The following is a 16,364-nucleotide window of genomic DNA, read 5'->3' as shown; positions in this document are numbered from 1 at the left end:
TTTTCTCTTTGCTGTATTTTCCCTGCTCAAGTATCCGCAGATTCAGTCTCATTTGCTTCGGCTGCCTCATGAAGCTTTTTCATGAAAGCTTCATTATACGCAGCGGTCTGATAGGGGCGTGCACGGTTCAATTCAAATGTTCTGCCGCAGGATTTCTGAGTACAGGTAACATGTGCTGCTTCCGGCGATAAAAGATAAGGGCGGCGTTTTTTACAGTCTGGGCATGTTGCTCTCACCATAACCGCTACTGGATCTTTTCGGTAAACTCCGTCCGTTTCATCTCGTGAAAGCTTCGTTTCCTGCTGAAACAAAAAAGCGTTCGTCGCGGCCCGGCCGGTTCGTTTAATCAAAGTTTCCAGCTTCAGCTTCGGAGACTTGTTTTTGGTCGGGCGCTTGATGACGGTGATTCTGTCGTATTCATCAATCTCCAGCAGCCCGTAACGCGTCGGTACTTCTTCTTTGGCAAGCAGCCCTGTCGGTGTTAAGAGGTAAGCGTACGTTGCAACAGCTTCATAGCCGAGCTCGTCACGCAGAATATCATCGCGCAGAAAATCACTTCTTGTTGCTTTTACTTCAATAATGCGTGATTCTTTCCGCTTCATGTTAATTCCGACCGCATCAGCTGTCCGTTTTCGCCGTTTTACCATAAACTTCACTTCTGTCGCGCAGAGATCGGTCATTTTATCTTTCAGCCAGAGCAGGGCCTGGTGTTTTAAATGTTTATGAACAGTACTTTCCATAGCAGGTTCGGCTCTCCTTTAACAGTATGATTACGTCAGCAGCAGTGCGTCGATCAGGAAAATGCCGATCAATGCGGCTTGTATCAATGCTTTGGCAAAGGTGCTCGTTAAAAAGCCCAGCAGCGTTCCTATTGCCGTTTTGGCAGCTTGAGCGAGCGTCCGTTTTTGAGCCAGTTCCGTTGCCATAACGAGCAGGAAAGGGACGAACAAAATACCAAACGGCGGCACAATAAACGTACCGATAATCAATCCGACAGTTGCTGCCGTCATTCCATGTTTCGTGGAACCGTATTTTTTTACAAAATACATGCTGGCGGCGTAATCAGCGACGAAGATGATGATGGTAAGCAGCACAAGCGACAGCCACGTATACCAGCTTACGGCCGCACCGTCAATAAAAAAGACGTACAAAATAACGCCCGCCCATATGACAAGCACAGATGGGATGATCGGATAAAGAAGTCCGACAAAACTTAACAGAAACAGAGCGGCAATGACCACCCAGATAATTAGTTCCACACTATTCCTCCTCTTATAATGGTCTTTCCTGCCGGATAGCGGCAGACTGCAGCTTTTTCATTAAATGCGGCGTGTTTCGTAGTACGTAGAAACTGATGCCGGTTTTACCTTGATAAGCAGGATTAGCCTGAATCAGTCCATGCTGTTCAAGTGCCTGAACCGCAGGGGTAATGTGCTGTACGATACAGAGGTGATCCTTGGAAGAATGCTGAATCAGCAGCCAGAGTGTCTGCTTTTCCCGGTTTTCGAGCTGCTGAAGTTTTCGCCAGACCGGCCGCTCCTTTTCGGGGAGCTGTTCTTCCGTCAATTTCATTGTCCGCCTCCTCCCCGCTGGGAATCACGCATTTACTTATAGTATAATGGAAAACGGAACCAATCAACACTATCAGCCTTTATCAGATAGTGTCAAAGGAGGACGTTCAATATGAAAGCGTTTGTACATGCAGGAGAACCCGGACTGAAGGGGACTGCACTGAAGGATATGCCGAAGCCGGAGCCTGGTGCCGGAGAGGTCAGATTGAAAGTCGTTACCGCCGGCCTGAATCACCGGGATCTTTTTGTGCTTCATCGCCATAAAGAAGACGATCCGCTTGTCATTGGCTCGGACTGCGCCGGACTCGTAGACAAGCTTGGAGAAGATGTAGAAAGGTTTGAAGAAGGTGAAGCGGTCGTTGTAAATCCAGGCCTTTACTGGCTCGAGGAAAGTCCGGCTCCGCCGGAAGGCTTTGAAATTCTCGGCTTTCCAGGGCACGGTACGTTTGCAGAATACGTCATCGTTCCGGCTTCTTCGCTGGAACCAAAGCCTCCGCACTTATCCTGGGAGGAAGCTGGTGTTTTCTCGCTCGCTGCATTAACAGCATACCGGGCTCTTTTCACCCGGGGAAACCTGCAGAGCTCCGATACGGTGCTTCTTCCTGGTATAGGAAGCGGGGCGGTATCACTTATGCTCTTGTTTGCTAAAAAAATTGGAGCCCGTGTCATAGTGACATCACGTTCGGAGGAAAAACGTCGCATGGCGCTTGAAGCCGGCGCCGATGCAGCCATTGACAGCGCGGGTGACTGGGAGGAACAGCTTCAGGGAGAAAAAGTGGATCTTGTTGTTGAGACAGTTGGAGCAGCTACGTTTCAGCAATCTCTGAATCAGCTGAAAAAGGGTGGAACCATGGTCATGTTTGGTGCTTCTGCCGGAGACGAGGTCAAGCTCAACTTGCGTGAGTTTTTCTATGGCCAGTACAACCTTTTAGGATCGACGATGGGGAGTCACGAAGAATATCGTGACATGCTCGCGTTCATCAGCAAGCATAACGTTCACCCGCTGATGGACCAGACTTTTTCACTGGATCAGGCAGAGGAAGCGTTCCAACGCTTGGATACAGGCGCTCAATTTGGAAAGATCGCTTTCCGAATTGCTGAGGAGGTAGGAGAATGAAATTTCGTCCGGCGCGCGTCGAGCAGTTTTTCCGAACCTACGTGATTCAGCATTTTTCCATCTCACCGGATGAAAAACGGCTGCTTTTTTCAACGAATCTGAATGGCAAAATGAACGTATGGGCGATGGATTTACCGAAAGGCTTTCCTTATTTGTTCGCTCAGACCGGCCAGTCAGCTCAATTTCTAAAAGAAGATAAGCGTGGATCCTGTGTCGTTGCTGCCTTCGACAAGGACGGCGATGAAAATTATCAGCTTCATGCACTGCCTCCGTCCGGCGGTCTTGCAGAACAGCTCTTTGAAGCACGGCCCGGAGAAAAACATTTTTTTCATGATCTGCGGGAAGACGGCAGTCTGTATTTTTCGTCGAGCAGAGGCAATTCGTCTTTTTTAACCGGTTGGCGCTATGATCTGGAAAGCCATTCGCTTGAGCAGCTGTTTGAAGGAAAGCGAGGTGCAGCTTTCTTTAAGTCGGTTAGTCCGGATGGATCGCTTGCGGTTGTGAGCGAAATGCGGGCGAATACACATGTGCCTGCATATGCTGTCTATAATGGGGAATGGCGGCCGCTCAGCCGGAACCCGGATGAGCCCCACGTTACCGGAGATGCTGTGTTTACGGATGACAGTACACTGCTTATGATTACGAATGAAGAGGCGGAATACGCGTTTTTAACGGAGGTTGATCTGACGGACGGCAGTCAGCAGCCTGTGCTTTCTCTTCCGAATGAAAGCATCACATCATTGAAACGGCATGAAGAAAGCGGAGATCTGATTTTCACTACAGAAAAAGGCGTAGCGGATAAGCTCTACCGCTGGCGCAGCGGCTCCCCGGATCCGGAAGAGCTTCGAGCACCCTTTTCGATTATTCAGCAGGTGACGGTGACAGGAAGCGGAGATATTTATGTGCTTGGAATGGAAGCGGATATACCGTTAAATATTTTCCGCTTCCAGGATGACGGCTGGACGATGATTACGAAGAATATGGCTCCCGGGGTACCATCCGAAGAGTTGGTACAGCCGTCAACGGTCAGCTATACTTCTTTTGACGGCCGGGAAATTGAAGCACTGTTGTTTCGTCCAAAGCCGGAAAAAGATAATGGTCACATGATTTTCTGGCCGCACGGTGGTCCGCAGGCTGCTGAAAGACGACAATACCGGGCCATGTTTCAATCATTTCTGCACGAAGGCTATGCCGTATTTGCTCCGAACTTCCGCGGAAGTACAGGGTACGGATCTTCATTTGTAAAGCTTGTGGAACAAGATTGGGGAGAAGGGCCGCGTCTGGATTGTACAGCCGGGATCGAGTGGCTTTTCAGAGAAGGATACTGCAGCCCGGATCGCCTCTTTTTAGTCGGGGGCAGCTACGGCGGCTACATGGCACTGCTGTTACACGGGCGTCACAGCGACTATTTCCGGGCAGTCGTGGATATTTTCGGTGTCTCCAATCTGTTCACGTTTATTAAATCGGTGCCCGATCATTGGAAGCCGATTATGGACCGCTGGCTTGGCGATCCGGTTAAAGATAAAAAAAGACTGGAGAAAGATTCTCCAATCACGTATCTTCACGGCATGAAAAAGCCGATGCTGGTCATTCAGGGGGCGAATGATCCCCGGGTTGTCAAAGAAGAATCGGATCAGATCGTGGAAGCATTGAAGCGGCAGGGAACAGAAGTGGACTATCTCGTATTGGATGATGAGGGGCACGGATTCTCAAAAAAAGAAAATGAAATCCGCGTATATCGTCGCATGCTCGACTTTCTGGCCGAGCATCAGCAGTAATTCAGCAGCTTTCCGCTGAAATAGTTTTTTCATTACCGCTCCGCTCGGTCGGAGCGGTTCTTTTTTATTTTTAGCCCTGTTAAAGTTTGTTGTTAATAGAAGGACATATCACTACAACTCGGCAGGCTTGCCGTGGACGAGCTCCTCAGCTTCCTCGCTTCACTGCGGGATCCTCCCAGCTCGTTCTTCCACAGGCGTCCGCCGGTTTTCGCTACTATTCGATCATACTGAAGAGAAATCGTTTCGTTCTCTACCTTTTCGCTTACAAAAAGCAGAGAGAAGATGACTTTCGGGATACCTGCAGAGAAAAAAAGCGCGAAGCTCACCTCATACGCAAGGAAGGGATAGCGGAAGGAATTCTTTGCTGGAAGCGAAAAAAAGCAGTTGCAGGCGTATGTTATTCCTATCAACACCAGTCATTAAAAGAGCCTTATTTTTTCGGCACTCCTTGCAGTGATGCTGAAGCACGATGCAACAGGCAGCTCCGACAGGTCGGGAAGAAGAAAAACCGGGTTGACATCGCAGCAGGTTAATGGTTAAATAGAACATGCGTTCTCATACGACCGGTGTTTAAGGTCCGCTGATTCGGGTAAAGAACTTCACTGTTCGTTCTCCATTTTTGTCCGGATGTCGCTGCGCGGATCCCAGCAGGAAAACTGATAATTCGGTTTCGTTACATATCCCAGGCGCACACATGTGTATGCCATACCGTTTTTCGTTTTCTCCGCATAGAAATGTCTGCAGGTGGCACAGCAGTGATAGCGTGAATTCATGTTGAAAACCTCCTTGTTCAGGCTCTATGCTTCTTATTGTAGCAGAGGAGAAACACCCGCGGAAGGTATTCATTTTTAAAAGGAGGCGTTTTGCAATGATTCCATTTGTCAGTGTTACCAGTGGTGAGACAGGATCAGGAGCAACGACGACAGCTGTTAATCTCGCTGTTTCGCTCGCTCTGGGCGGCCGGCGCGTACTGCTGATTGACTGTGCGGAAAAGGCTGGCTGTCTCGCCGGTGCGGCCGGAACGGCGGACGGAAGTGTGCCGTATACACCGCTGCTGAAAATCATGCGGGCGGAGACAGCAGATCTCTCCAGCATTAAGCATGAAGCAGAATTGGGCACCTTTGAATGGATTATTGCAGATGTTCCGCATATGTCTTACCTGACTTGGGGAGAGCTGAGTTCTCATACGGTGCTCGTTACGACCATGGAGGAAAGCTCCATCCCGTGTGCAGATGGTGTCGTCGGAAAGCTGGAATCGATCGGCATTTCGCCGGCCGTCATCCTGAACCGGTATGATCCCGAAAAAGACAGTACGATGGCCGCCTGCCTTTCCTATACGCTGTCCGATAATGTAATCGGATGGATTACACATATGAAAGCTTCTGAATCAGCGTTTCCTGTTGCTTTGTACCCTGATCAGGATTCGGCTCAGCGTTTCCGGCACGCAGCCCGCAACCTGAAAGACGGCACGAATCGGTCGTATCGAACGCTTCGTCCATTATCCGCTTACGGACGAGGGTGGAAAAAATTGACTTCCTTTCTGCAGTTTGATGCAGGAGATCGTCGTATAAAATAAGGAGTCTGCTATGTGGATGCTGATCATACTTGCGGCAGCAGCTGCAGCTGCTGCCATCGGCGGATGGATATCCCTGGAACGCCGCCGCCGGCGAGAAAAAGCGAAATTGTACGACCGGGCGTACTATACGGTAGCCCGATTTTCAAACCGGACCCGTAAACCCGGGGCCTGATCATTTGTAGTAAATAAAAACGCTTCCGAAAGCCAGCAGGCTTCGGAAGCGTTTTTTAGTGCTCTGTTTAGATTCGTTTATTCGCTTTACCGGTTACGTGGAGCCGCCCTTCAGGAAGAACAGCATGGACACCTTTCACACCGTTGACAACCTGAGTAATGCGAAGGTCAACAACAGCTCCTGCAATCGCCGCTGCCTGCTCCTCGGTGATCTCATATGCGGCCGCAATTCGTCGGTTCATATCCCGCAGAGCATTGGCACACGCGATGTTCAGGTCTGTATCAAAACCGAATGTAATAAGTCCGGCGGGTGTTGTTGCATAAGGCTGAGTAAGTGTCATGTCCGGATGAAGAATGATCTGAATGCTCGCTTCATCCATTGGACATTCGATTGCGGTGCCGCTTACTTCACCATCGCCCTGAGCTGCATGCCCGTCTCCGGCATAGAGCATCGCTCCTTCTGTTTCAACAGGAAGGAAAAGGCTGCTTCCTTCTGTCAGCTCGCGGCAGTCTATATTGCCGCCTGTATAGTAGGGGGGAGGAGTCGGATAGACGTCTCTTCCGCGGGGCTGCAAAGCAAGTAAGCCTAGAAATGGCTGCATCGGCACCGTGTACGACGCCTCGCCTATTTCCGCAGTCGCGGCAGAGGCATTCCGGTCGAGGCGCCAGTCGACTGCCGTGCGTTCCCCTGTCAGCTGCATGGCATCGCTCTGCCAAGTTCCGGCTCCGCCGCCCCAGCTTCGTCCATACCAGCCCGGCTCAAGCTTCTGAATGCGTATTTCGAGCGTCATGCCGGGAGAAGCTTTCTCAATCTCAATTGGACCGATGACCGGGTGTTTTGGATCCGCTTCTTCGGCAGCCGGCCGAAGCTGTCGTTTCGCCGTATCCGGATCAGGGCTGTAGCCCCATTCAATATCGGGTGTTTGAAATGTAATGGTATCCCCGGAAGCAGCTGTCAGCACAGGATCGTAGTCCCGGCTGAACGAACCGCGCAGTACACTTTGACTTAAGGGAATCGTATGATGCGTCATGCTGGTCAACTCCTTTTATGATTGTTCCATTGTGAGCATGACACAGCCGTTCTGAATTGAAAAGTATTATGCATATGCTGCCCGGATCAGCTGTTCTGGCACCAGTCTCGTTTCTTCTATATAGATGTATCCTGCTTTTAAAACAGGCACTCCGGTCACGGAAAAAACGGAGCCGTCCTGCCAGTAAAGAAGCTCCAGCTCGAATTCATGCTCGGAAGCCGCATGAAGGCGCTCTCCAAAAAGCTCCCAGTCCTCAGAAGTAAGAGCCGGAGGAGGCGTACGCTTCTGAAGCTCGGCCCGCTTTTTTAAAGCAGCAGTATGCTCGTGCAGCATCATTCTGCTGCCTTCCCACATTAAATTTCCACGTTTTAAATAGCGATCGTTCATTTAAAATGACCACCTATTCGCTGGGCCCGTTCCTGAAACTGTGAAGCTGGCAGCATGGAAGAGGCGCGCCTGACGGCGTCCTTGCCAAAGCGTTCATGGATGCGGTCCGTTGTATAGCCGATCTCCCGGGAGGCGAGCTGCTTTTCAGGGTCGCGAAACAGATTTAACTGGATGCATCCATCAGGTGAAAGTCCGGATAGGGAAACATGAAGCCGGCGGACAGGGAAGCCTGACCAGAAGCGGCGCAGCAGAGAAGCTGCTGCAGAAAAGACTGAAGCTGCGGCACTGGACGGCTCCTGCATGGAGATGCTGCGGTGAAAGCCGCCGGCCGGACCAGAAGCACCGCAGGAAACAGTCAGTCCTGCTTTCAACTCCCGCCGGGCCCGGCTGCATACTTCATCGCAAAGCTCGAGCAGCACAAGTTCAATATCTTCCAGACGAACGTATTCAGCCGGAAGCGTCATTCCGTTTCCAATCGCTTTTTGACTGGAGAAGGTCTCGGCAGTAACAGGGGAATAGTCGACGCCGCGTGCATTCATCCACAGCACCTGACCGTGAATGCCCCATCTGGAGCGGACTTCTTCCGGCTCCAGTGCCGCAAAGTCTCCAATTGTCTGCAGCCCGCGCATGCGCAGGTGCCGGCTCATTTTCGTGCCGGCACGGAAAAGATCGTCTACAGGAAGCGGCCAGAGATGCGCTTCCACGTTCTCTAATGTGAGCCGGGCCTGACCATTTTTGTTCTTCTTTGCAAATAAATCACATGCCATTTTAGCAAGCACCTTATTGTCGCCGATACCGACACGCGCATAAACTCCGGTTTCCTGATAGACGGCTTCCTGAACGGCAGCAGCTGTCTGTTCCGGTGAACCGAACAGATGGATCGAACCGGACACATCCATAAACTGCTCATCAATGCTGTACGGCTCTACCTGATCAGTAAAGGTTTCAAAAATATCCGTGATGCGCAGCGACCAGTCGAGATAATCCTGCATATGAGGTGGTACAACACGGACATTCGGACACTTCAGCCTTGCATCGCGGAGTCGTTCCCCGTTGGTAATGCCAGCTTGTTTCGCTTCCGGACTCGCAGCCAGAATCACGCCGGACGGACGCGAGGGAGCGCCTGAAACGACAAGCGGCGTTCCCGGTGCAAGTCCGTACTTCTGCTGTTCCACAGAGGCAAAAAACGATTGCATATCAATAAGAAAAATAGTCTGGTTCATCCTGAGCCCTCCTGATGAAATTCATACGCTTATCTTACCGTGAACAATATAACAGGTCAAGAACGTGTGTTCGCTTATTTATTTCCGTTTTTGATTCATTGTCAAACATGAAATTAGTTTGAAAAATGAGAAGTAAAAGCAATCAGAAGATGTAATCGATTTCATGAGCTGATTGATGTGAATACGCGATTATAATCTTTAAAATAAGAGGAGCGGTAAGCTCAGGGCGATTTGAGAACGCAGAACAGCCTAAAATGGTAAGAAGCCGGCTACAGCTGACTCGTCATCTCTGCAGTGTACTGCTATGATAAAGAGCGTTAAACAGACACCAGTCTGCATCAATGAATCAGGAGGAACAGCGCTATGTTTTGGATTCAGTTCGCGGTCGTTCTGGCCGCTATCGTAATAGGAGCAAGAATCGGAGGGATCGGCCTCGGCGTCATGGGCGGTGTCGGTCTTGCCATTTTGACGTTTGGTTTCGGTCTGGAGCCGACGTCGCCGCCGATCGACGTGATGCTGATGATCGTCGCGGTTATTACTGCAGCGGGTGCACTGCAGGCCTCGGGCGGCATGGATTACCTGATCGGACTGGCAGAAAAAATTCTGCGTAAAAACCCGCAGCGTATTACGTTTATGGCACCGGTAGTCACGTATTTCTTCACCTTTTTTGCGGGAACCGGCCACGTCGCCTATACGCTGCTTCCAGTTATTTCTGAAGTTGCACAGGAATCGAAAGTACGACCGGAGCGACCGATGTCCATTGCTGTCATTGCTTCGCAGCAGGCGATCACAGCCAGCCCGATTTCAGCTGCAACCGTTGCCTTAGTAGCTCTGCTGGCGCCATTCGACATTACACTCTTTCAAATTCTTGCCGTAACCATTCCGGCAACCTTTACAGCGATTATGATTTCTGCCTTCGCCATTCGAAAGCGCGGGGCTGAGCTGGAGGACGACCCGGAATACCAAAAGCGTGTAAAAGAAGGGCTGCGTCCGGCTGCAGTGAGAGAAAACACTGCAGAAGTAACGACCGTCTCAAAGCTATCTGTCTGGCTGTTTCTGACTGCGGCTATGCTGATTGTCGTGCTTGGAAGTATCCCGGAGCTCAGGCCGTCCTTTGCTGTAGACGGTGAGATGGAGCCGCTGTCGATGCCGTATACGATTCAGATCATTATGCTGACAGTTGCTGCCGTCATCATTCTGGCAGGCAAAGTCAATGTGAATAAACTGGCAGAGGGAAGCGTATTCCGTGCAGGAATTGTAGCGGTCGTTGCGATATTCGGAATTGCCTGGATGGGAGATACGTTCTTCCAGGCGAATATGGATCAAATTGAGCCGGCCGTACAGGGAATGGTGGAAACAGCGCCGTGGATCTTTGCATTTGCCCTGTTCTTTATGTCGATTTTCCTCAACAGCCAGGCGGCTACGGTCAGTGCGCTGATGCCGCTTGCAGTTGGATTAGGCATCAACCCGCTGTTTCTGATTGCCATGTTCCCGGCAGTAAACGGCTATTTCTTCATTCCAAATTACGGTCCGCTTATTGCCGCGATCAACTTTGACCGGACCGGAACAACGAAAATCGGCAATTATGTATTCAACCACAGCTTTATGATTCCGGGGCTGATTGCGATTATTAGTGCCGTTGCATTAGGGTTTGCCTTTACGGCGTTATTTTAAGTGAAAGGGAATTACTGAACCCTCCCGAATTTTAATGGTAGTGAGAAAACACAAAATCTAAGCCACTCTTTTTTCGCTTTGACTGGAAAGAGTGGCTTTTCTATCTTATAAGTGACATTTGAAAACAATCTAGCAGATATTAAAGCTTACAATTCACTACTTTAAATTACATATATTTACTATTTCAGGCTTTAAAATTGCAAAATATATTTAAGCTATTTATTAAGTAAAGTTTTTCACTTTAATCTTATTAGAGTCCCTATTACAAAGTTGACGATACTGATTTTTTCTTTAAAGTAAGTTTGTTTACAACCGTATAAATATTAGAAGCCACAAAATGTTTTGTTTGATATAAAACGGGACTGATTATGAAGAAATAAATATTGCGTCGAAATTTTGGAGGGAGAAGTGAGTTGTAAATAGAAACATTTTCTGTAATATTTCTTCTGATTTCTTTTAACACATCTTGTTTATCGGGAGATAACTTTTTGACACTATAATAATGTGACATACATAAAGATAAATAAGAATATAATGCTTTAGACATTAAATGATTATTATCAATACTTTGAAACATTTTAAAGCGATTATTGTAAGCATTAGCTAAGTCCAAATTTTTCAAGCTAAACGGAGTATTCATTATGCTAGATTTACGTTGTACGTATAAATATAGTGGGAGATCTAAATATACGGCCTTGGAAACTTTATTCAGAATATGGTGAATAACAAATTCATCTTCATGAATTTTTCCAATTGGATAACGTACGTTATCAAAAAGGTATCGCTTGTATAATTTGTTACAGGCTATAATTGTCTGGATAGCGCGCTCATCAAAAAGATGATTAAACAGTTTAGAACGAGTACAATTATAATTTAATGTGGAAGAAAAATTAATATTCAAAGATGATTGTTGCTCATCAGTATCAAATACTTTTTCATAGCCACCGATAGCCAGATCAGCTTGTTCAATTCTCAATGCATTCATTAGCAATAAATACATATCAGAATGAATATAATCGTCTGAATCAACGAAACCAATGAATTCTCCTTGAGCTACATTCAAACCTGTGTTTCGAGCAGATGAAAGTCCTTTGTTTTTTTGATTTATAAAAATAATTCTCTTATCTATGGTAAGATACTTTCTACAAATTAAAGCAGAACTATCTGTTGAACCATCATTTACAATGATAATTTCTAAGTTTTTATAGGATTGGTTTATTACACTTTTCAGACATTTGTCTACATAACTTTCAACATTATAGACAGGTATGATTACTGAAATGAGTGGTTCGGTATTCATAATATTCATCTCCTTTTGAAAAATGTAACGTGCTGATGCAGTTCGTTCTTTATAACGCACATTATAGTCATTGATGACCAATATTACAATAGCCAAAGTTCCAAATCTTAAAAACGATTTATTTTTAAAAGATATATTAAAAAGAGAGGGTATAAAAATGTTCGTTGTTTAGTAATAGAAGTAATAAACTTGATGAGGAAATAGCTCTTAGACAGATAATAAGAAAAATTGTCTAGTTTATATTGAATATAAAGCAAATTCATGAATAACTCCTTCTTAACTTAAGGGAGATGTGCAACTATTGCTCTAACAAGTAAAATTATTTCTGTTATCGAGAAATTCAATTCATCTCAAAAGTGTTTTTATAGATAAATGTTAATGAGGAATTCGGAGTTAAGATAAAAAGAGGCTGGTAGGAGTCCAGCCTCTAAAAGAGGTAAAGTAATTATTACCACGTATTTTCAGTAAAAAGACGGCGTACGCCGCTCACCTGCATCTGCTCAAACGGTGCACGTCCTCCGACAGAAAAGGTGACAGCGTGCTTCATCGTAAGGCTACGGTGGAGATAAACCGTAATTCCATCGACATCAAACTGGTGATAAGCTTCTTTGTTCTCCGGCTCCGCGTGAGAAATATCATGATCAATCAGAATCCGTTTGTTTTTAATCAGTCCCGGAAATACAAACGGATCAACCGTTACGACACCACCCTGTTTCAGCAGCCATTGACGCGTACGCGTATTCATACGAACATCCATACAGTACAACCCTCCATAAACAAATATTTCTGGCGGCGGGAACCGGAGAACCCGCCCGATGCCAACAGAAAATCATGACGCATCACGTTTTTCCTGACCCAAATATAAACCGTATAAAGAGGGTAGGTAAATAAACCTGAATACTCAGATTTAAAAATAGTCAATCGTTTATTTACTCTTTTTAATCCCTTTTTATGTAAAAACAAAGTAAGCGGTTTCTGCACTGTCAGAAACGGCCTTATGCTACAATAAAACAGGTCTCAGATAAGAAGAAATCAAGGAGTGGTAGGATGAAAGTCATAAATATCGGAAACAGTCCTTTGCAGGCAGGGGAAGTAGCCCTGGGGTGCATGCGGATGGCAGACATGAGCCCGAAGGATGCAGAGAATGTAATCCGTACAAGCCTGGAAGAAGGGGTCACGCTTTTCGATCATGCAGATATTTACGGAAAGGGAGCTTCAGAGGAAGTGTTTGGAAAAGCCATTGACTTAAAAGGTGCCGATCGTGACAAGATGATTCTTCAGTCAAAATGCGGGATCCGCAGCGGGTTTTACGATTTTTCCAAGGAACATATCGTGACTTCCGTTGACAGTATTCTGAAGCGGCTCGGAGCAGATCATCTGGACATTCTTGTCCTCCACAGGCCTGATGCACTGATGGAGCCGGAAGAGGTGGCATCGGCATTTTCGGAGTTGAAAAAAAGCGGGAAAGTTAATTATTTCGGGGTGAGCAACCATCATCCCGGACAAATTGAGCTGCTAAAACAGTACGTAGACGTGTCGCTGATCGTTAATCAGGTTCAGCTTAGCCTGATGCATACACCAATTATCGATGCCGGGCTGCAGGTTAACATGCACCAGGATGGCGCGATTCACCGGGATGGGATGCTGCTGGAATACTGCAGAAAAGAAAACATCACCATTCAGGCCTGGTCACCGTTTCAGCACGGCATGATCGAAGGACCGTTTATTGACAATGATGACTTTCCGGAACTAAATAAAAAGCTGAGAGAGCTTGCTGAAGAAAAGGGGATATCGAAAACAACTGCAGCAGCAGCCTGGCTTCTGCGTATACCAGCTTCCATTCAGCCGGTAGTTGGATCGATGACTCCGGAACGGATCCGTCAGGCCGCCGCTGCTTCAAAGGTCGATCTGACCCGCGAAGAATGGTATGGACTTTATACAGCTGCAGGCAACGACCTGCCGTAAAGGAGGAAACTCGTCATTTTACGCGGATCGCTGTTAATGATTCTTGTCGTCCTGTTTTATTCCGGCAATATCCTTACGGGTAAAGCGATAAATGATTTGCCTCCATTTACGATCGCCTTCCTGCGCCTGCTGTTTGCTTTTTTAGTGCTGGCACCGTTCGCCTGGCGAACAGCCTGGAAGCACCGGCACCTTTTTCTGGAAAAGCGGCGGCCTTTTTTCTGGATGACAATAACCGGTGTGACATTCTTTAATACATTTATATATGCTTCACTGCAATTTACAACTGCCTCCAATGTAGCTGTGCTGGAAACAGCTATACCGGCAGTTACCATTCTTCTGGCTGCTATACTTTTAAGTGAAAAGCTCGGCTGGCGCCAGTGGACCGGAGCGGCTGTGTCCGGAATTGGTGCACTGATAGTCGTCACCGAGGGAGCGCTGTTTACAGGGGGAGGCATCGAGTGGAACCCGGGGGATGTACTTATGATTGGGGCAATACTGTGCTGGTCTGCCTATTCCCTTCTCGTCAAAACTTACATGGGATTTTTCCCCGCATTTGCAGCTGTCTTTGTCATGAACGGCCTCTCTGTCGTCATTTTGCTTCCATTCACAGCTGCTGAATGGTTTCTGCTCGGGCTTCCGCAGCCTGGAATGCCCGAAACGGCGGGCATAGTGTACCTCGGGATCTTCCCGTCCATCATTGCGCTGATCCTGTTTAACAAAGCCGTCGGTGAAATGGGAGCCGCAAAAGCGTCTGTTTTTCTTAATTTGCTTCCCGTCTTTACGATGACAGGAGCAGCCGCATGGCTTAATGAAACCATCAGACTTCCGCATATTGGAGGAGCACTCATTGTGATGATGGGGGTATGGATGACGGCTTCCAGCAGAGGGAAAGATAAGAAATAATAAAAAAGGGGTTTCCTTTTTAGGTTTCATGTACTATACTAGGAAATAGCTTATTGAGGTTCGGCTATGAAAGTAAGTGAAGAACTGGAAAGTTCCTCTTGCACGAATAAAAGAACTGCTCAATCAAGTAATATTATGCGGTTAAAATAACCGCGCAGGAGGATTATGCATGACTCAAGGTACAGTAAAATGGTTTAACGCAGAAAAAGGTTTCGGTTTCATCGAGGTAGAAGGACAGGACGACGTATTCGTACACTTCTCCGCGATTCAGGAAGAAGGATTCAAGTCTTTGGAAGAAGGTCAGACTGTTTCTTTCGAAATCGAGCAAGGACAGCGTGGACCACAGGCTGCTAACGTAACAAAGGGCTAATAACCAGCAGCATCTACTGTTCAAAGCAACACCAATTCACATTTTTGATCGCTTATTGAGATTTCAATCGTCACGTAAGATGAAGAACTAGTCAGTTCCTCTTGCACGATAATACGAGAGCTCAATTAAGTAATAAATATGCGGCACAGACCGCGCAGGAGGATTATCCATGACTACAGGTACAGTAAAATGGTTTAACGCAGAAAAAGGTTTCGGTTTCATCGAGGTAGAAGGACAGGACGACGTATTCGTACACTTCTCCGCTATTCAGGAAGAAGGCTTCAAGACTCTTGAAGAAGGTCAAACTGTTTCTTTCGAAATCGAGCAGGGTCAGCGTGGACCACAAGCTGCTAACGTAACAAAAGCATAATATCCTTTTCTAAAGGATACGGAACTCCCGGGATTCCCCGGGAGTTTTTTTGTTTGGCTCTATTAATGACTAATGTTGATCAGAATAACATAATACTGCAACTACTTTCTTTCGCTTGCGGTAAAGATTTCCTTCCACTGTTCCTACGAGATGAGTTTCGGCTTTCTCTCTCTACAGGTAGCTTGAAAACCGCCTTCTCTCTGCTTTTCCTAAGCGGAAAGGCAGAGAACGAAACGATCTCTCTTCTGTATGATTGAATAGAAGCGGAAACCGGCGGACGCCTGGGCAGGAACGAGAGGGGAAGAGCCCGCAGCGCTGTTCGTCCCGAGTGGAGGTGAAATGTCCTTCTACCAACAATGAATCGTAACAGAGACACTGTTGCACTGACAACCTGCACCATGAAAGAGGAACATCACAAACGCTGTGGAACGAAGGCGAGGACACCGAAAGGATCAGCGCAGTGCGAGAATCTATGATGGCGTCACGCTCTTTCACCAATAGTAGTCGAGAACAAGCCCTTGGGTAAGCCTTCGCCGAGAATGGAAAAACTTGATGTACGTTGGTTGAACGAGCTATTTTCAAGGTAGCTTTTTTGTCAAGAAAGCGCGAATCATTCTCTGTACAACCTCAATTTCTCTTAAACATACAACCTCTCTCGTATTCTTATAGCTAAAAAATCAGTTGTCAAACACCACACGATTCATTCAAACGAATAACACAAGCAATCTTATCAGAGAAAAATGTGTATTTGGCAAGAGAAAAATGTATAAAACGGCAGTACTTTTTGTCATGCCACTCATGATGAACCCCGTTTCCTTCCTCATTCCTCGATTTGATTCATGAGAAAGGATTCTTTCATGCGGTTACTATCCCCGCCAAAAAGAACTAAATGAGAATGGTGGATCAACCGATCCACAACGGCTTCTGT

Annotated in this window: 19 protein-coding genes; 9 read left to right on the top strand and 10 right to left on the bottom strand. The window is 47.1% G+C overall.

From position 1 onward, the window contains the following. Positions 1 to 26 precede the first annotated feature (26 nt). Genes HCN83_RS15430 through HCN83_RS15420 form a run of 3 tightly spaced genes read right to left on the bottom strand, consistent with a single transcriptional unit; the run spans position 27 to position 1,572 of the window. A complete protein-coding gene (locus tag HCN83_RS15430) occupies positions 27 to 740 on the bottom strand; it encodes a hypothetical protein (protein WP_168008892.1) in 714 nt (237 codons plus the stop codon). Positions 741 to 770: 30 nt separating this feature from the next. Next, positions 771 to 1,259 (bottom strand): DUF456 family protein, encoded by a 489-nt coding sequence (locus HCN83_RS15425; protein WP_168008890.1) that lies wholly within the window; start codon positions 1,257 to 1,259, stop codon positions 771 to 773. A gap of 13 nt (positions 1,260 to 1,272) precedes the next feature. Further along, entirely contained in the window at positions 1,273 to 1,572 is a 300-nt protein-coding gene (locus HCN83_RS15420; protein ID WP_168008888.1) for a hypothetical protein, read from the bottom strand. 111 nt (positions 1,573 to 1,683) lie between these two features. On the opposite strand from HCN83_RS15420, the gene HCN83_RS15415 reads away from it, so the two are divergent. Both HCN83_RS15415 and HCN83_RS15410 read left to right on the top strand, forming a co-directional pair. Next, positions 1,684 to 2,688 carry a zinc-binding dehydrogenase gene (locus HCN83_RS15415; RefSeq protein WP_168008886.1) on the top strand — a complete coding sequence of 335 codons (1,005 nt, stop codon included), beginning with the start codon at positions 1,684 to 1,686 and terminating at the stop codon, positions 2,686 to 2,688. Further along, positions 2,685 to 4,466, top strand: coding sequence for a S9 family peptidase (locus HCN83_RS15410; RefSeq protein WP_168008884.1), 1,782 nt, complete (start codon positions 2,685 to 2,687; stop codon positions 4,464 to 4,466). The genes HCN83_RS15415 and HCN83_RS15410 overlap by 4 nt, the downstream gene beginning before the upstream one ends. A gap of 599 nt (positions 4,467 to 5,065) precedes the next feature. Here HCN83_RS15410 and HCN83_RS15405 read toward each other — a convergent pair. After that, positions 5,066 to 5,239, bottom strand: a complete 174-nt coding sequence (locus HCN83_RS15405; protein ID WP_168008882.1) for a hypothetical protein — start codon at positions 5,237 to 5,239, stop codon at positions 5,066 to 5,068. A 95-nt stretch (positions 5,240 to 5,334) separates the two neighbouring features. Between HCN83_RS15405 and HCN83_RS15400 the strand changes: the two genes are divergently transcribed. Further along, positions 5,335 to 6,042, top strand: coding sequence for a septum site-determining protein MinD (locus HCN83_RS15400; protein WP_168008880.1), 708 nt, complete (start codon positions 5,335 to 5,337; stop codon positions 6,040 to 6,042). A 10-nt stretch (positions 6,043 to 6,052) separates the two neighbouring features. After that, entirely contained in the window at positions 6,053 to 6,214 is a 162-nt protein-coding gene (locus tag HCN83_RS15395) for a hypothetical protein (protein ID WP_168008878.1), read from the top strand. A gap of 67 nt (positions 6,215 to 6,281) precedes the next feature. On the opposite strand, the gene HCN83_RS15390 is transcribed toward HCN83_RS15395, so the two are convergent. From HCN83_RS15390 to HCN83_RS15380, 3 genes are all read right to left on the bottom strand, one after another. Next, positions 6,282 to 7,244, bottom strand: coding sequence for an acetamidase/formamidase family protein (locus HCN83_RS15390; RefSeq protein ID WP_168008876.1), 963 nt, complete (start codon positions 7,242 to 7,244; stop codon positions 6,282 to 6,284). A 66-nt stretch (positions 7,245 to 7,310) separates the two neighbouring features. Beyond that, positions 7,311 to 7,631 (bottom strand): YolD-like family protein, encoded by a 321-nt coding sequence (locus HCN83_RS15385; protein WP_168008874.1) that lies wholly within the window; start codon positions 7,629 to 7,631, stop codon positions 7,311 to 7,313. Beyond that, a complete protein-coding gene (locus HCN83_RS15380) occupies positions 7,628 to 8,854 on the bottom strand; it encodes a DNA polymerase IV (protein ID WP_168008872.1) in 1,227 nt (408 codons plus the stop codon). Before HCN83_RS15380 ends, HCN83_RS15385 begins: the two co-directional genes overlap by 4 nt. A gap of 363 nt (positions 8,855 to 9,217) precedes the next feature. Between HCN83_RS15380 and HCN83_RS15375 the strand changes: the two genes are divergently transcribed. Continuing rightward, on the top strand, positions 9,218 to 10,528 hold the full coding sequence (locus HCN83_RS15375) for an anaerobic C4-dicarboxylate transporter family protein (protein WP_168008870.1): 1,311 nt from the start codon (positions 9,218 to 9,220) through the stop codon (positions 10,526 to 10,528). Positions 10,529 to 10,790: 262 nt separating this feature from the next. On the opposite strand, the gene HCN83_RS15370 is transcribed toward HCN83_RS15375, so the two are convergent. After that, positions 10,791 to 11,828: a glycosyltransferase family 2 protein gene (locus HCN83_RS15370; RefSeq protein WP_168008868.1), complete on the bottom strand. Its 1,038-nt coding sequence runs from the start codon at positions 11,826 to 11,828 to the stop codon at positions 10,791 to 10,793. Positions 11,829 to 12,276: 448 nt separating this feature from the next. Continuing rightward, a complete protein-coding gene (locus tag HCN83_RS15365) occupies positions 12,277 to 12,585 on the bottom strand; it encodes a hypothetical protein (RefSeq protein ID WP_168008866.1) in 309 nt (102 codons plus the stop codon). A gap of 290 nt (positions 12,586 to 12,875) precedes the next feature. On the opposite strand from HCN83_RS15365, the gene HCN83_RS15360 reads away from it, so the two are divergent. From HCN83_RS15360 to HCN83_RS15345, 4 genes are all read left to right on the top strand, one after another. Next, complete coding sequence (locus tag HCN83_RS15360; RefSeq protein WP_168008864.1) at positions 12,876 to 13,793, top strand: aldo/keto reductase; 918 nt, start codon at positions 12,876 to 12,878, stop codon at positions 13,791 to 13,793. Between the two features lie 15 nt (positions 13,794 to 13,808). Further along, positions 13,809 to 14,696, top strand: coding sequence for a DMT family transporter (locus tag HCN83_RS15355; RefSeq protein ID WP_343033751.1), 888 nt, complete (start codon positions 13,809 to 13,811; stop codon positions 14,694 to 14,696). Between the two features lie 169 nt (positions 14,697 to 14,865). Further along, a complete protein-coding gene (locus tag HCN83_RS15350; RefSeq protein WP_168008860.1) occupies positions 14,866 to 15,066 on the top strand; it encodes a cold-shock protein in 201 nt (66 codons plus the stop codon). Positions 15,067 to 15,235: 169 nt separating this feature from the next. Continuing rightward, entirely contained in the window at positions 15,236 to 15,436 is a 201-nt protein-coding gene (locus tag HCN83_RS15345; protein ID WP_168008858.1) for a cold-shock protein, read from the top strand. Positions 15,437 to 16,256: 820 nt separating this feature from the next. Here HCN83_RS15345 and HCN83_RS18480 read toward each other — a convergent pair. Further along, positions 16,257 to 16,364 (bottom strand): ATP-binding protein (locus HCN83_RS18480; RefSeq protein ID WP_246238267.1); only part of this gene is annotated, 108 nt, incomplete at its 5' end.

The organism is Alkalicoccus luteus (assembly GCF_012034335.1).
Taxonomy (GTDB): domain Bacteria; phylum Bacillota; class Bacilli; order Bacillales; family Salisediminibacteriaceae; genus Alkalicoccus; species Alkalicoccus luteus_A.
This window is presented reverse-complemented; position numbering and strand designations above follow the sequence as displayed.

Coding starts and splice junctions, on each gene's coding strand:
- HCN83_RS15430 (WP_168008892.1), bottom strand. CDS start 740: ATGGAAAGTACTGTTCATAAACATTTAAAACACCAGGCCCTGCTCTGG.
- HCN83_RS15420 (WP_168008888.1), bottom strand. CDS start 1,572: ATGAAATTGACGGAAGAACAGCTCCCCGAAAAGGAGCGGCCGGTCTGG.
- HCN83_RS15415 (WP_168008886.1), top strand. CDS start 1,684: ATGAAAGCGTTTGTACATGCAGGAGAACCCGGACTGAAGGGGACTGCA.
- HCN83_RS15410 (WP_168008884.1), top strand. CDS start 2,685: ATGAAATTTCGTCCGGCGCGCGTCGAGCAGTTTTTCCGAACCTACGTG.
- HCN83_RS15405 (WP_168008882.1), bottom strand. CDS start 5,239: ATGAATTCACGCTATCACTGCTGTGCCACCTGCAGACATTTCTATGCG.
- HCN83_RS15400 (WP_168008880.1), top strand. CDS start 5,335: ATGATTCCATTTGTCAGTGTTACCAGTGGTGAGACAGGATCAGGAGCA.
- HCN83_RS15395 (WP_168008878.1), top strand. CDS start 6,053: ATGTGGATGCTGATCATACTTGCGGCAGCAGCTGCAGCTGCTGCCATC.
- HCN83_RS15390 (WP_168008876.1), bottom strand. CDS start 7,244: ATGACGCATCATACGATTCCCTTAAGTCAAAGTGTACTGCGCGGTTCG.
- HCN83_RS15385 (WP_168008874.1), bottom strand. CDS start 7,631: ATGAACGATCGCTATTTAAAACGTGGAAATTTAATGTGGGAAGGCAGC.
- HCN83_RS15380 (WP_168008872.1), bottom strand. CDS start 8,854: ATGAACCAGACTATTTTTCTTATTGATATGCAATCGTTTTTTGCCTCT.
- HCN83_RS15375 (WP_168008870.1), top strand. CDS start 9,218: ATGTTTTGGATTCAGTTCGCGGTCGTTCTGGCCGCTATCGTAATAGGA.
- HCN83_RS15370 (WP_168008868.1), bottom strand. CDS start 11,828: ATGAATACCGAACCACTCATTTCAGTAATCATACCTGTCTATAATGTT.
- HCN83_RS15365 (WP_168008866.1), bottom strand. CDS start 12,585: ATGGATGTTCGTATGAATACGCGTACGCGTCAATGGCTGCTGAAACAG.
- HCN83_RS15360 (WP_168008864.1), top strand. CDS start 12,876: ATGAAAGTCATAAATATCGGAAACAGTCCTTTGCAGGCAGGGGAAGTA.
- HCN83_RS15350 (WP_168008860.1), top strand. CDS start 14,866: ATGACTCAAGGTACAGTAAAATGGTTTAACGCAGAAAAAGGTTTCGGT.
- HCN83_RS15345 (WP_168008858.1), top strand. CDS start 15,236: ATGACTACAGGTACAGTAAAATGGTTTAACGCAGAAAAAGGTTTCGGT.